The organism is Lonsdalea britannica, from assembly GCF_003515985.1.
Classification (GTDB): Bacteria; Pseudomonadota; Gammaproteobacteria; order Enterobacterales; family Enterobacteriaceae; genus Lonsdalea; species Lonsdalea britannica.
In genome coordinates this window covers 3,683,700-3,698,862 of the sequence record NZ_CP023009.1, presented here as the reverse complement: position 1 = coordinate 3,698,862, position 15,163 = coordinate 3,683,700, and the positions used below count along the sequence as shown (strand labels likewise).

Here is a 15,163-nt window from a genome sequence, read left to right as displayed (position 1 = left end):
TTGCTCAAAAACAACTCCGTCAGCCTGAGCTGACGGAGTTAGGATACTGATTTTTTCGGTTACGCGGTCAGGCGGAGTGCGTCCTGCGCGATAACCAGCTCTTCATTGGTCGGGATGACCAGAGCCGGGCGGGTGCCCTCTTTACCGATGTTGCCGCTGTTGCCGAAGCGCGCCGCCAGGTTGCGTTCGTGGTCGACTTCGAAGCCCAGCAGGCCCAGCTGTTTCAGGGTCAGCTCACGCACCATCGCCGCATTTTCACCGATGCCGCCGGTGAAGATCACGGCATCCAGACGACCTTCCATCAGGGCGCTGTAAGCACCGATGTATTTAGCCAGACGGTGGCAGAATACGTTCATGGCGCGTTTAGCGTCAGGTTTCGTTTCGTAGTTGTCTTCAACATAACGACAGTCGCTGGTGACTTCGGTCAGACCCTGCAGGCCGGACTCTTTGGTCAGCATTTTGTTGATGTCGTCGATGCTCATGCCCAGCGCGTCGTGCAGGTGGAATACGATGGCCGGATCGATGTCACCGCTACGGGTGCCCATCACCAGACCTTCCAGCGGCGTCAGGCCCATGGAAGTATCAACACATTTACCGTTGCGGATAGCAGATACGGAACCGCCGTTGCCCAGGTGGCAGGTGATTACGTTCAGTTCATCCAGCGGTTTGTTCAGCGCTTTAGCGGCTTCCTGAGACACATAGAAGTGGCTGGTGCCGTGCGCGCCGTAACGACGGATATGGTGTTCGGTGTACAGTTTGTACGGCAGAGCATACAGGTAGGATTCTTCCGGCATGGTCTGGTGGAACGCGGTGTCGAAAACGGCCACGTTTTTGTTAGCCAGGTTCGGGAAGGCTTTCAGGGCTTCGGCGATACCGATCAGGTGAGCCGGGTTGTGCAGCGGCGCAAACGGAACGGCATCTTTAATGCCTTGCAGAACGTTGCTGTCGATCACCGCAGACTGGGTGAATTTCTCGCCGCCGTGAACGATACGGTGGCCGATAGCAACCAGCTGAGCGGAAAGCTCTGGTTTCTGGCTGAGGATCGTGTTGACGATAAAGTTCAGCGCTTCGCTGTGAGCTGCGCCAGCACCCAGATCGGCTTCCTGTTTGCCTCCGTCCAATTTCCATTTGATACGTGCTTCGGGAAGGTGGAAACATTCTGCCAGGCCAGACAGGTATTCGTCCCCGTTGACGGCATCAATGATGGCAAACTTGAGGGATGAACTACCACAGTTTAGAACCAGGACTAACTTACTCGACATGGAGGTACCTACTTGTTATACATGGTTAAAGAAATATCATGCGGCGCGCAGCATAGCGCGTAACGCGAATGACATTTATGATTAACATCATGGCTTGGTAGAATTTACCAGACATGACAATATAAAGTGTCGAAGTCACATGACGCTTGCACTAACAAATGCGGAGTGAAGGTGACATCGACGCTGTGAAACTTTGCTGTTGCCGGGCAAGATAAAGCTGACTCTGGGTGGGATTTGGCCTCACCAGTCAGAGGCGGAGGTCCGCCACCACGCCTTAAATGCAGTGCGGCAAAAGGCCGGAATTAGGATACCGATAGCGTTCGTTAAACACAAAATATATTTTAAGGTTATTAATTTTAGTTGGTGATTTGTACAGATTTTTTTATTTTTTATACGTGAAGTTGAGGTGTGCGATGACGACAAATCCTACCGGTAAAGCGGGCTGGTTCAAGCTGTTGAGACTCGGCCAGCACTATATGAAGACCTGGCCTGCAGACAAGCGTCTGGCCCCGGTATTTCCTGAAAACCGCGTTGTACGCACCACACTTTTCGCTATTCGCTTCATGCCGCCGCTGGCCGTTTTCACGCTCTCCTGGCAGGTGGCTCTGGGCGGTCAACTGGGGCCCGTCGTGGCAACCGCGCTGTTCGCGTTGAGTCTTCCGATGCAGGGATTGTGGTGGTTGGGTCGTCGCGCCATCACGCCATTGCCGCCTTCCTTATTGCAGTGGTTTCACGATATTCGTCAGCGACTACTGGACGCGGGACTCGCTCTGGCGCCGCTGGAAGAAAAGCCGACGTATCAGATGCTGGCTGACGTACTTAAACGCGCCTTCAAGCAGCTAGACAAGGCCTTTCTCGACGATCTTTGATGTGGGTCTCGTTTTACCCCGTCTCTATTTCCTTCCGATACCGCTCTAAATCAAAAACTACTTTGCAGGGAGTATGCGATTCTTCTTTTTACACCGACCTTGGCGGAAGGTGATTCTGGAGAGCGCCATGGACATAACCAATGCCCAACGATTAATCCTGTCAAATCAATATCAAGTCATGACCCTGCTGGACCCAAAGAACGCAGAGCGATATCGGCGGTTGCGGACTATTATTGAGCGAGGCTATGGCCTGCAAATGCGTGAACTTGACCATGAGTTCGGCGATTTGAGCGAAGATATTTGCCGTATCATTATCAATATGATGGAAATGCACCACGCGCTACAGGTTTCCTGGAGCAACTTGTCTCAAAAACCCGAGTTCAGCGAACGCCGACTGGCGTTTTTAGGTTTTGACGCCGCCACGGAAGCACGCTTTCTGGGATATGTTCGCTTCATGGTGCATACGGAAGGCCGTTATCTGCATTTTGACGCCGGTACGCACGGCTTTAATGCTCAAACCCCCATGTGGGATAAGTACTCGCGTATGCTTAACATTTGGCTTGCCTGTCTGCGGCAATATCACCTCAGCGCGGTGGAAATTTCACAAATCGTCAACGCTTGATAAAGCAAAGAGGTTAACGGTGGAAGTTAAAGGTTTTCTGTTTGATCTGGACGGTACATTAGTCAACTCTTTACCTGTTGTTGAAAATGCCTGGCGCTGGTGGGCGGAGGGGCAAGGACTCGATCCACAGCGAGTACTTGATTTCATTCATGGTAAGCAAGCCATCACGTCGTTGCGTCACTTCCTTCACGATAAGAGTGAAGCGGACATTCAGCACGCTTATCAGGTATTGGAAGAGAGAGAATCGACGGATCTGGAAGGCATCACCGCCATGCCCGGCGCGCAGGCGCTGCTTCAGCGTCTGGAGGCGCTCAATGTGCCTTGGGCCATCGTCACCTCAGGGTCCGTGCCGATAGCCTATGCCCGCCATAAAGCCGCAGGGTTGTTAATGCCGCGAGAGTTTGTGACCGCGGAATGCGTCTCCCAAGGAAAACCGCATCCGGACGCCTATCTGCTTGGCGCACAGCTGTTGGGGCTTAACCCGCAGGATTGCGCCGTCGTCGAAGACGCCCCCGCCGGAGTTCAGTCCGGTCTTGCCGCAAAGGCGAAAGTTATCGCTGTTAACGCACCGTCGGACACGCCCGATTTGGATAAAGTCGACATGGTGCTTAGCTCCCTGGAGCAGTTGGATGTGACGTCTGGCGACGCGGGTTTTGTCGTCACCGCGTCACGCTGAAGATAACGAACGAGTGTGGGGAATAAAAATATCAACCTTGCTTTTGCAGGGTTTTTTTATGTCATGCTGAGTTCTCTGTTTTAAGGATTGCCACTAACAGGAGGTGCTAGTGACCCGTGAGCTGCTATGGGTGTTGACGTTGTTGTTCATCGCCATCGTTTTGTTCGCCACCAACAAATTGCGAATGGATGTGGTCGCATTGCTGGTCATCATCGCTTTTGTCTTAAGCGGCACACTAACGTTGCCGGAAGCGTTGATGGGGTTTAGCGATCCAAACGTAATATTGATTGCCGCCTTGTTTGTCATCGGCGAGGGGTTGGTGCGGACCGGGGTCGCGTATCAGGTCGGCGACTGGTTAATGCATGTCGCTGGAGAGAGTGAAGTTCGAATGTTGGTGCTGCTCATGCTGACTGTCGCGGGGCTGGGCGCGTTTATGAGCTCCACCGGCGTCGTGGCGATTTTTATTCCGGTGGTGCTGAATGTCGCGGCACGCATGAAGAGTTCGCCCGCTCGTCTGTTGATGCCCCTGAGTTTCGCCGGCCTGATCAGCGGTATGATGACCTTGGTTGCTACCGCGCCCAACATGGTGGTTAACAGCGAACTGATGCGCAACCATATCGCGGGCTTTGGCTTTTTCGGCATGACGCCCATCGGCGTAGTGGTTCTGTTGGTCGGTATTGGCTATATGCTGGTGGCGCGTTTCTGGCTGGGGAGTAACGACAGCGGCGATAATAAAGACGCGTGGAAGCGAAAGACATTTCGGGATTTGATCCGCGACTACAAGCTGACGGGACGAGCGCGGCGGCTGGCGATTCGAAGGGGTTCGCCGTTTGTCGGCCAGCGGCTGGACGATCTTAACTTGCGCCAGCGTTTCGGCGCTAACGTCGTAGGGATCGAGCGCTGGCGCAAGTTCAGACGAGTGATGATTAGCGTTGCGGTGAATACTGAACTGCGCCTGAACGATGTTCTGTTGATCGATATGTCGGCTTCCGACGTCGACCTGCGTGAGTTCTGCTCTGCGCATCTGCTGGAGCCCATGGTGCTGCGCGGCGAATATTTCTCTGAGCAGGCGCGTGATGTTGGCATGGCGGAAGTTTCACTGATCCCAGACTCGGAGCTGGTGGGTAAAACTCTTCAGGATGCGATGTTTCGTAGCCGATATGGTCTGACGGTGGTGGGGATACGCCGCAACGGCGAAGCGCTGGACGGCGCGCTGTCGAATGAGCCGCTTCAATTGGGCGATATCCTGCTGGTGATCGGGGACTGGCGTAATATTCGCCAGCTGTATCAGCAAAAACAGAATTTTATCGTGCTGAATTTACCCGCCGAAGTGGACGAAGTGGCCCCCGCGAAAAGTCAGGCGCCTCATGCGTTGTTCTGCCTCGCGTTGATGATCGCCATGATGCTGACCGATGAGATCCCTAATGCGGTCGCGGCGCTGATCGCCTGTCTGATGATGGGCCAATTTCGCTGCATTGATATGGAGAGCGCCTATCGCGCGGTACACTGGCCGAGCCTGATGCTGATTATCGGTATGATGCCCTTTGCGCTGGCGCTGGAGAAAACGGGCGGAGTGGCGATGATTGTCAAAGGATTGATGGACGTCGCGGGGGATGCCGGGCCGCAGGTGATGCTGGCGTGTCTGTTCGTTCTGTGTGCGGTGATCGGTCTGTTCATTTCGAATACGGCGACGGCGGTGCTCATGGCACCCATTGCTATCGCCGCAGCCGACCAAATGCAGGTGTCGCCTTATCCGTTTGCCATGATTATTGCTATCGCCGCTTCAGCGGCATTCATGACGCCCGTCTCTTCGCCGGTGAATACGTTGGTATTAGCACCGGGCGGTTACCGGTTCAGCGACTTCCTTAAAATCGGGGTGCCTTTCACCGTATTGGTCATGGGCGTGAGCGTCGTGATGATCCCGTGGCTCTACCCGTTCTCCCCGTTATAGCGGGGAGTCCTGGCTGATTTCATCCAAGGAGAGGCTGAAGCTTGGAATGAACACGGTCATGAAATAGTCCATTTCCTGACTGTGTCGTTGTTGCAGCGTTTTTTCCAGACGCGCTTTGGCCAATACGAATTCGTTATTGCCTGCCGACAGTTCTTCCAGACATTTCAGGTAGGCGCACAGCGCATCAGCCTGTTTGACCACCGCATGCTCTTCCTCGCTGGTATAGGTATCATCCAGCAGCATGCGATAGTCTTCCTGCAGTTCGCTTGGCAGCATATCGATAAGCTTTTGCTGAGCGATTTTCTCGATCTTCTTATATTCGTGCGCCATCTGGGCGTTGTAATACTTGATGGGCGTCGGCATATCGCCGGTCAGCACTTCGCTGGCATCGTGGTACATCGCGAGCAGGGCGATACGCTCGGCATTGAGATCCCCGCCGAATTTTCGGTTTCTGATAACGGCAAGCGCATGGGCCACAAACGCGACCTGCAAACTATGTTCCGAGACGTTTTCCGTGCGGACGTTACGCATCAGCGGCCAGCGGTTAATCAGTTTTAGACGGGATAGATGGGCGAAGAAATGACTTTGAACCATAGCACTCTCTCAATACGCGGAGGGAAAAACCATTGTGGTCGCTTGACGCAGAATTAGCAACTCAGCCCCGGCGCTCGGTGGGGTGGGAATCGGATGAAAAAACGGGCAGTGCCATAAAGCGCCGCCCGTGTGATGTACCGACCGCAGTGATTACTGGTGGTAGTGTTCGAGGAAACGTCCCAGCTTATGCACGGCCATATCCAGCTCGTCGACGCGCGGCAGCGTCACGATGCGAACATGGTCTGGCTCCGGCCAGTTGAACGCGCTCCCCTGAACCAGCAGCACTTTTTCCTGCAGCAGCAGATCCAGCACCAGCTTCTGGTCGTCGTGAAGGTTGAAACGCTTCGCGTCGATACGCGGGAACATATAGAGAGCACCGGACGGTTTCACGCAGGAGACGCCGGGGATCTGGTTAATCAATTCCCAGGCGCGATTACGCTGTTCATACAAACGGCCGCCGGGGCGAATAAATTCACTGATGCTCTGATAACCGCCGAGCGCCGTCTGAATTGCATGTTGCATGGGGACGTTGGCGCAAAGACGCATCGAGGCGAGCATCTCCAGCCCTTCGATATAGCCTTTCGCATGCTTTTTGGGGCCGTTCAATACCATCCATCCCTGACGGAACCCAGCCACGCGATAGGTCTTCGACAGGCCGTTGAACGTCACCGTGAGCAGGTCCGGCGCCAGTGCCGCAATGGAGTGGTGCTGGGCTTCGTCATACAGAATCTTGTCGTAGATCTCATCGGCGAAAATGATCAGGTCGTTTTGACGGGCGATCTCGACGATCTCCATCAACAGCTCTTTGCTGTAAACGGCGCCGGTGGGGTTATTCGGGTTAATGATGACGATACCGCGCGTGTTCGGCGTGATTTTTTTACGAATATCATCCAGGTCAGGAAACCAGCCGGACTCTTCGTCACAGCGATAGTGCACGGCTTTACCGTTCGACAGCGATACGGCGGCCGTCCATAAAGGATAGTCCGGCGCAGGCACCAGCATTTCGTCGCCATTATTCAGGAGAGCCTGCATGGACTGCACGATGAGTTCGGAGACGCCGTTGCCGATGTAAACGTCTTCTACGGTGATGTCACGCAGCCCGCGCGCCTGATAGTGCTGGACGATGGCCTTACGGGCGGAATAGAGTCCTTTCGAGTCGCAATAACCTTGCGCGGTCGGCAGGTTCCTAATCACGTCAACCAGAATTTCATCGGGGGCTTCGAAACCGAATGGGGCAGGGTTGCCGATGTTAAGTTTAAGAACCTTGTTGCCTTCTTCTTCCAACCGTTTGGCTTCTTTTAACACCGGGCCACGGATGTCATAACAAACATTTTCCAATTTCTTGGATTTTTCGATAGGGGACATTTAACAAACCTTGTACAGGAAGGTTCCTGAATAGTAGACGCTTAATCGGCTTAATGTACTCCTCCTGACGCGGATTTTGAAGAATGATCCTCTATGAATCCGCTATCTCAAAAACCGTGGGTAGCGCCAATTCCATAGTGTAAAAAACTGTTATTTTTTTATTTGTTGTCTTTTTAGACTGTATAAATCCATTTCTTTGTCTTTTTCGATTGGAAAGGGCGCGGGATAAGGTGATTTGTGCGACGTCAGGGGGAACTCGTGGCGGCCTGGGGTACGCAATTTCAAAGTGAGTTTCTCATTTGAACGCAAATGCATCACTATTATTGCCTGTTTCCCTGGACCATGACCTGACGTAAAAGGGACCACTCGATTTAGGCAATAACCCTATTTTTCGCAATGGCTGGAATAGCGGGTAAAAAACCAATCTTATTTAGGTGTAGCCTTTACATGTAACCGATTAAAATAAAGGGATTTCTTATTTTATTATTGAGACTCGCCTTCCCTGATATGAAATTAACACCGTTTGTAATAGCCGTGACTATTTTAGAGCATCTTGTCACAAAGGGTAGGCCAGCCAATAAATACTCGTCTATTTTGAATTCGAATATGCAATTAATAGAGCCTCGTCTTTTCTTTTCGATGCCTTTACAAAAGTTTTTTCACAATGATCAATCTAGTAATATTAATAGGTAATATAGGATTTTTCAGATTGTTATAGATGGGCTCTTGTCAGATTAATCACTCGAGTTACATTATAGCCAATAACGAGTTTGTAGATGACATAAAACTTAATTCTGGTATCTTATATCAGAATATTTTACGAGTAGGTCATCGTATATTGCTTGGCGATGAAGTGGGCGGTTACGGTGAATTCAGATAAATCGTAACGTATTGAAATGACGACATTAAGTTATCTATTTTACTGAAAGGTACTCTGTAAATACAGAGACTTTCGTCAACGTCGGCTTTTATCATGTCAATCCGCTCTCTTTAGCGTACTAGTGCGCGCAAGACTTTTATTTTATTATCTAAAATAAATAGCCGTTCTTTTTATCGGCGGCTCGAATCAATAAAATGAACAGGTAAGGGAGAGGGCGAAAAAAAAGCGATGTGGTAACGAAACATTAAGTATTTTTTGCCGTAACCGTTCATCTACGATACTGTCTTTCATTGTATGCCGACGTTGTCGGGATACGTATCCAACACCAGGTATGTTAGTTAATAATTAAAATAGATAAGTGAAGAACCGTATGACAAATGCAAATCGCCCAGTTCTCAATCTTGATCTGGATCTGCTGAGAACGTTTGTCGCTGTCGCCGATTTGAATACTTTTGCGGCCGCGGCCGTGGCAGTATGCAGAACGCAGTCTGCCGTTAGTCAGCAGATGCAGCGGCTGGAACAACTCATCGGTAAGGAGTTATTCGCCCGTCATGGGAGAAATAAGCTGCTCACCGAGCATGGGATCCAGTTTCTTGGTTATGCCAGAAAAATACTGCAGTTCAATGATGAGGCCTGCGCCTCATTAATGTTCAGCGACATTCAGGGAACCCTGACGATCGGCGCTTCTGATGATACTGCGGATACTATTCTGCCGTTTATCTTGCAGCGCGTGACCTCGGTTTTCCCCAAACTGTCGATTGAAGTGAGTATCAAACGCAGCCCTGAAATGATGGAAATGTTGCATCAGGGCAAAATTGATTTAGTCATCACGACCGAGAACAGCACCGAGTTTCCTAATGTTCTGCTGCGCTCGTCACCGACGCTGTGGTACTGCTCGGCGGAATACCAGTTCCAACACGGCAGTCCTGTGCCGTTAGTCGTTCTGGATGAACCGAGTCCTTTCCGCACGCTGGCGCTGGAAAAGCTGACCGCAGCGGGTATTCCGTGGAAGATTTCGTACGTGGCTTCCACACTGTCGGCGGTTCGGGCGGCGGTCAAAGCGGGATTGGGCATTACGGTGCGTTCGGTAGAAATGATGACGCCGGAACTGCGTGTGCTCGGTGAAGAAGAAGGCTTGCCGAAGTTACCCGATACCCGTTATTACCTGTGCAAGAATCCACAGCAAAATAACGAGTTGAGTACGGCGATCTTCAGCGCCATTGAGTCAGGCACGCGTTCCAATCTACTTTCTGTGAATAGTGTTCCGGAAGGGGATATCCGCATTACTCCCACGGACGAATCATTGAAAAATATTCTCTGACTTTTTACAGCGCTGAGCGGTATGCGTCAGTGTGAAATGTTATAAAAACGTCCGGATACTCACGACAGAGTGTGTGCTTGTTGCCACTCTGTCGTTTTTTTCGTCGCTCGCGTCAGAATTCGCTCCTCTACTGGCGATACATCTTCCTTTTCTTCTAACGTCCGCACTTCTCTGATCCTACCCCCGGTCATATCCACACGGTTTGTCGTATTAACAATTGCTTACTGAACGTACTTTTTTTAATAACTAAAACCGGAAAAACGTGTGAGAGATCAAAAAATACTTGCCTTAACCTTATTCATTAACCTGCATTCATGTTGAAATTGATATAGTCACTACAGAAATAGGGGCTTTTTCTTCGCATTGGTCTAAAACAACCAGGAGTAGCATTGATACGATTCAGTCTCTGCTATGTTTATGAAAGGTTAACAAAGATACGTGCATGTTAATTTATGTGCTGTTATTTTTATAAAGGTTGAGAAAAGGTTGCAAAAACAGGATGAATAACCACATTTACCGCGCCTTAACCCTATAATTTGTGGTATTTTTATGGTTACAAATCCTTCCTTTTAATCGATGTGGCGATTAACTGCCGTAAAAAGAGCAGCTGCCAAAGCCACTTTTGATGAGTAAGCAATGAGTATGTCAACAACTACTGAAGTCCTCGCCCACCACTGGGCATTTGCTTTATTTCTGATCGTTGCCGTGGGTCTCTGCGGTTTCATGCTGTTGGGCGGCTTTCTGCTGGGAGGGCGATCCAAAGGCCGGGCTAAAAATACGCCTTACGAATCGGGTATCGATTCCGTCGGGTCTGCCCGACTGAGACTGTCTGCAAAATTCTATCTTGTTGCGATGTTCTTCGTCATTTTCGACGTGGAAGCGCTGTACCTGTATGCCTGGTCCGTTTCTATTCGGGAAAGCGGCTGGGTAGGTTTTATCGAAGCCACCATTTTCATATTGGTGCTGTTGGCCGGGCTGGTCTATCTGGTGCGTATCGGCGCGCTGGACTGGACGCCAAAGCGCTCCAAGCGGCAAGTCGTGAAGTCTGACATCGTCGTAAACCACTCCACCACCAATACTCATCAGCAGTAATAGCGAGGCAATAAATGGACTATACGCTCACCCGCATAGACCCCGACGGTGAGAACGACCGTTATCCGCTACAGAAGCAAGAGGTCGTCAGCGACCCACTCGAACAGCACGTTAACAAAAGCGTGTTTATGGGCAATCTGGAGCAGACGCTGCAAAATATGGTCAACTGGGGACGCGGTAACTCCCTGTGGCCCTTCAACTTTGGTCTTTCTTGCTGTTACGTGGAGATGGTGACTTCCTTCACCGCCGTACACGATGTGGCGCGCTTTGGTTCCGAAGTGTTGCGTGCCTCTCCCCGCCAGGCCGACTTCATGGTCATCGCCGGAACCCCTTTCCTGAAAATGGCTCCCGTTATTCAGCGCCTGTATGACCAGATGCTGGAACCGAAATGGGTCATCTCCATGGGCGCGTGCGCCAACTCCGGCGGTATGTACGACATCTATTCCGTCGTTCAGGGCGTCGATAAATTCCTGCCGGTAGACGTGTACATCCCAGGGTGTCCGCCGCGTCCGGAAGCGTACATGCAGGCGCTGCTGTTGCTGAAAGAGTCTATTGGTAAAGAGCGTCGTCCGCTGTCATGGGTCGTCGGCGATCAGGGCGTGTATCGCGCCAACATGCAATCCGAACGTGAACGTAAACGCGAAGAGCGTATTGCGGTAACCCACCTACGTTCCCCGGATGAAATTTGACCTGTGAATGATAGGCCGTGATGGCTGCGTAATATCAACATAACAGCGCGCCGCCATCATCAGTCACGGAAATAACACATTTAATGTGGTGACATTACTTATGACAGATTTAACGACACACGACGCCGTTCTGCCCGCATGGCAAACCCGCGATCATCTGGATGATCCGGTCGTTGGCGAGCTGTGGAACCGTTTCGGTCAGGACGCGTTTACCGTCCAGGCCACGCGGACGGGGATGCCGGTAGTTTGGGTCAAACGTGAGCAATTACTCGACGTCGTCGATTTCCTGAAAAAACAACCGAAGCCTTATGTCATGCTGATGGATCTGCATGGCATGGATGAACGCCTGCGTACGCACCGCGAGGGGCTACCCGCCGCAGACTTCTCCGTCTTCTATCTGCTGACTTCCCTTGAACGTAACGGCGACATCATGCTGAAAGTGGCGCTGGCGGAGAACGATCTGTTCCTGCCGACGATGACGCCGTTGTTCCCGAACGCGAACTGGTATGAGCGTGAAGTGTGGGACATGTTCGGCATTACCTTTAACGGTCATCCGCATCTTACGCGCATCATGATGCCGCAAACCTGGGAAGGTCACCCGCTGCGTAAAGACTTCCCGGCGCGCGCGACAGAATTCGATCCTTTCGTACTGACCAAACAGCGCGAAGATCTGGAAATGGAGTCGCTGACCTTCAAGCCTGAAGACTGGGGCATGAAGCGCGGCACGCAAAACGAAGACTTCATGTTCCTGAACATGGGGCCAAACCATCCCTCCTCACACGGTGCGTTCCGTCTGATCTTGCAGCTCGACGGCGAAGAGATCATCGACTGTATTCCTGACGTCGGCTACCACCACCGCGGTGCGGAAAAAATGGGCGAGCGCCAGTCCTGGCACAGCTACATTCCGTACACCGACCGTATCGAATATCTCGGCGGCTGCGTTAACGAGATGCCATACGTGCTGGCGGTTGAGAAGCTGGCGGGCATTAAAGTGCCTGAGCGCGTAGAGACTATCCGCGTGATGTTGTCCGAACTGTTCCGCATCAACAGTCATCTGCTCTACATCAGCACCTTCATTCAGGATGTCGGCGCCATGACGCCGGTCTTCTTCGCGTTTACCGATCGTCAGAAAATCTACGATCTGGTGGAAGCGATCACCGGTTTCCGTATGCATCCCGCCTGGTTCCGTATCGGCGGCGTGGCTCATGACCTGCCGCGCGGCTGGGATCGACTGCTGCGTGAATTCCTGGACTGGATGCCGGCGCGTCTGGATACCTATGTCAAAGCGGCGTTGCAAAACACCATTTTGAAAGGACGTTCGCAGGGCGTCGCCGCCTACAACGCCAAAGAGGCGCTGGAGTGGGGCGTGACGGGCGCAGGCTTGCGAGCGACCGGCATTCCGTTCGATGTCCGTAAATGGCGTCCTTACTCCGGCTATGAAAACTTCGACTTTGAGGTGCCGGTCGGCGATGGCATCAGCGACAGCTACACCCGCGTGATGTTGAAAGTGGAAGAGCTGCGCCAGAGTCTGCGCATCCTCGAACAGTGCCTGAACAACATGCCGGAAGGGCCGTTCAAGGCCGATCATCCGCTGACGACGCCGCCGCCGAAAGAACGCACGCTGCAGCACATCGAAACGATGATCAACCACTTCCTGCAAGTGTCCTGGGGCCCGGTCATGCCGGCCAACGAATCGTTCCAGATGATCGAAGGCACCAAGGGGATCAACAGTTACTACCTGACCAGCGATGGCAGCACCATGAGCTACCGTACGCGCATCCGCACGCCGAGCTTCGCTCATCTGCAGCAGATTCCTTCGGTCATCCGCGGATGCCTGGTATCCGACTTGATCGTTTACCTCGGCAGTATTGATTTCGTCATGTCAGATGTGGACCGCTAATTATGCACGATCATAACAACACTCAACCTTCATTAGACGCTCAGGGGCAGTCGGCTTCCACGACGGATGTCCAGGACGTGTTTGTGCTCAGCGACGCCGAACGTGACGCCATCGAGCATGAAAAACACCATTATGAAGACGCTCGCGCGGCCTCGATTGAAGCGCTGAAAATTGTACAGAAACAGCGTGGGTGGGTGCCGGACGGCGCCATTTACGCGATTGCCGACATTCTGGGCATTCCGGCCAGCGATGTGGAAGGCGTCGCCACCTTTTACAGCCAGATTTTCCGCCAGCCGGTAGGGCGTCACGTCATTCGCTACTGCGATAGCGTCGTGTGCTACATCAACGGTTTTCAGGGCGTTCGCGCCGCGCTGGAGAAAAAGCTCAATATCCAGCCGGGTCAGACCACGTTCGACGGCCGCTTCACGCTGCTGCCGACCTGCTGTCTGGGTAACTGTGACAAAGGGCCTTCGATGATGATCGACGAAGACACCCACAGCCACGTCAAGCCTGACGATATCGATTCATTACTGGAGCAGTATCAATGACTAAAAACATTGTTCTCACTGCCGAACAGCATCCTCTTACCTGGCGTCTGCGTGAAGACAAACAGCCGGTATGGCTGGATGAATACCGCAGTAAGAATGGCTACGCGGGCGCGCAAAAAGCACTGACCGGTATCGCCCAGAGCGACGTGGTAACGCTGGTCAAAGACGCGGGTCTGCGCGGACGTGGCGGAGCAGGCTTCTCCACCGGGCTCAAATGGAGCCTGATGCCGAAAGACGAAAGCATGAATATCCGCTACCTGCTGTGTAATGCGGATGAGATGGAACCCGGCACCTACAAAGACCGCTTGCTGATGGAACAGCTGCCTCACCTGCTGGTGGAAGGCATGCTGATTGGCGCCTATGCGCTGAAATCTTATCGCGGCTATATCTTCCTGCGCGGCGAATACGTTCAGGCGGCCGCTAACCTGCGCCGGGCAATCGAAGAAGCCAAAGCCGCAGGTTTGCTGGGCAAGAACATTCTGGGCAGCGGCTTCGACTTCGAACTGTTCGTTCACACCGGCGCCGGACGTTATATCTGCGGTGAAGAAACCGCGCTGATTAACTCGCTGGAAGGCCGTCGCGCCAACCCGCGTTCCAAGCCGCCGTTCCCGGCGTCTGCGGGCGTGTGGGGCAAACCGACCTGCGTCAACAACGTCGAAACCTTGTGCAACGTCCCGGCCATTATCGAGCATGGCGTCGACTGGTATCAGGGGTTGTCTGCGGGCAAGAGTAAAGATGCCGGCACCAAGCTGATGGGCTTCTCCGGTCGGGTGAAAAACCCGGGCCTGTGGGAACTGCCGTTTGGGACGACCGCCCGTGAAATTCTGGAAGATTATGCAGGCGGTATGCGCGATGGCTTGACGCTAAAAGCCTGGCAGCCAGGCGGCGCGGGAACCGACTTCCTGACCGGCGATCATCTGGACCTGCCGATGGACTTCGAAAGCATCGCTAAGGCGGGTAGCCGTCTGGGTACCGGGCTGGCGATGGCGGTGGATAACGAGATCAATATGGTCGGTTTGACGCGCAATCTGGAAGAGTTCTTCGCGCGCGAGTCCTGCGGCTGGTGTACGCCATGCCGAGACGGACTGCCGTGGAGCGTGAAGCTGCTGCGCGCGCTTGAAGCAGGTGAAGGACAGCCGGGCGATATCGAAACGCTGGAACAGCTGTGCCGCTTCCTGTCGCCGGGCCATACCTTCTGCGCCCATGCGCCGGGGGCCGTTGAGCCGCTGCAAAGCGCAATAAAGTATTTCCGGCATGAGTTTGAGGCGGGTATCGCCAAGCAGACTATCAGCAATACAAAAGCGATAGGCGGGATTCAACCGAACCTGCTGAAACAGCGCTGGTAAGCAATGGCCGAGTCGCAGATGCGATGTTTCGCACCGACGTAAGCGATT

Annotated in this window: 13 protein-coding genes; 10 read left to right on the top strand and 3 right to left on the bottom strand. The window is 52.8% G+C overall.

Features of this window, described 5'->3' with window-relative positions; genetic code table 11:
* Positions 1-59: 59 nt before the first annotated feature.
* Entirely contained in the window at positions 60-1,262 is a 1,203-nt protein-coding gene (ackA, locus tag CKQ53_RS16910) for an acetate kinase (RefSeq protein WP_085652059.1), read from the bottom strand.
* 413 nt (positions 1,263-1,675) lie between these two features.
* On the opposite strand from ackA, the gene yfbV reads away from it, so the two are divergent.
* The 4 genes from yfbV to CKQ53_RS16890 all read left to right on the top strand — a co-directional run bounded on the left by yfbV (position 1,676) and on the right by CKQ53_RS16890 (position 5,380).
* Positions 1,676-2,131, top strand: a complete 456-nt coding sequence (gene yfbV, locus CKQ53_RS16905) for a terminus macrodomain insulation protein YfbV (protein WP_094117409.1) — start codon at positions 1,676-1,678, stop codon at positions 2,129-2,131.
* Positions 2,132-2,258: 127 nt separating this feature from the next.
* A complete protein-coding gene (locus tag CKQ53_RS16900) occupies positions 2,259-2,753 on the top strand; it encodes a YfbU family protein (protein WP_094117410.1) in 495 nt (164 codons plus the stop codon).
* A gap of 19 nt (positions 2,754-2,772) precedes the next feature.
* Complete coding sequence (locus CKQ53_RS16895; RefSeq protein WP_094117411.1) at positions 2,773-3,429, top strand: sugar phosphatase; 657 nt, start codon at positions 2,773-2,775, stop codon at positions 3,427-3,429.
* 109 nt (positions 3,430-3,538) lie between these two features.
* Entirely contained in the window at positions 3,539-5,380 is a 1,842-nt protein-coding gene (locus tag CKQ53_RS16890; protein ID WP_094117412.1) for an SLC13 family permease, read from the top strand.
* Here the strand turns inward: CKQ53_RS16890 and yfbR are convergent.
* Together yfbR and CKQ53_RS16880 are read right to left on the bottom strand one after the other, a co-directional pair.
* Entirely contained in the window at positions 5,375-5,974 is a 600-nt protein-coding gene (gene yfbR, locus CKQ53_RS16885; protein WP_094117413.1) for a 5'-deoxynucleotidase, read from the bottom strand. The genes CKQ53_RS16890 and yfbR overlap by 6 nt on opposite strands.
* Before the next feature lie 150 nt (positions 5,975-6,124).
* Positions 6,125-7,339, bottom strand: coding sequence for a pyridoxal phosphate-dependent aminotransferase (locus CKQ53_RS16880; protein ID WP_094117414.1), 1,215 nt, complete (start codon positions 7,337-7,339; stop codon positions 6,125-6,127).
* A 1,250-nt stretch (positions 7,340-8,589) separates the two neighbouring features.
* Between CKQ53_RS16880 and lrhA the strand changes: the two genes are divergently transcribed.
* The 6 genes from lrhA (at position 8,590) to nuoF (ending at position 15,115) form a co-directional block, all read left to right on the top strand.
* The gene (gene lrhA, locus CKQ53_RS16875) at positions 8,590-9,540 is read left to right on the top strand and encodes a transcriptional regulator LrhA (protein WP_094117415.1); all 951 of its coding nucleotides are present in this window, start codon (positions 8,590-8,592) and stop codon (positions 9,538-9,540) included.
* A gap of 636 nt (positions 9,541-10,176) precedes the next feature.
* The gene (gene nuoA, locus CKQ53_RS16870; protein WP_162896378.1) at positions 10,177-10,632 is read left to right on the top strand and encodes an NADH-quinone oxidoreductase subunit NuoA; all 456 of its coding nucleotides are present in this window, start codon (positions 10,177-10,179) and stop codon (positions 10,630-10,632) included.
* Positions 10,633-10,646: 14 nt separating this feature from the next.
* A complete protein-coding gene (locus CKQ53_RS16865; protein WP_085650990.1) occupies positions 10,647-11,321 on the top strand; it encodes a NuoB/complex I 20 kDa subunit family protein in 675 nt (224 codons plus the stop codon).
* A gap of 100 nt (positions 11,322-11,421) precedes the next feature.
* Entirely contained in the window at positions 11,422-13,221 is a 1,800-nt protein-coding gene (gene nuoC, locus CKQ53_RS16860; protein ID WP_094117416.1) for an NADH-quinone oxidoreductase subunit C/D, read from the top strand.
* 2 nt (positions 13,222-13,223) lie between these two features.
* A complete protein-coding gene (nuoE, locus tag CKQ53_RS16855; RefSeq protein WP_094117417.1) occupies positions 13,224-13,769 on the top strand; it encodes an NADH-quinone oxidoreductase subunit NuoE in 546 nt (181 codons plus the stop codon).
* Entirely contained in the window at positions 13,766-15,115 is a 1,350-nt protein-coding gene (gene nuoF, locus CKQ53_RS16850) for an NADH-quinone oxidoreductase subunit NuoF (RefSeq protein WP_094117418.1), read from the top strand. Before nuoE ends, nuoF begins: the two co-directional genes overlap by 4 nt.
* Positions 15,116-15,163 lie beyond the last annotated feature (48 nt).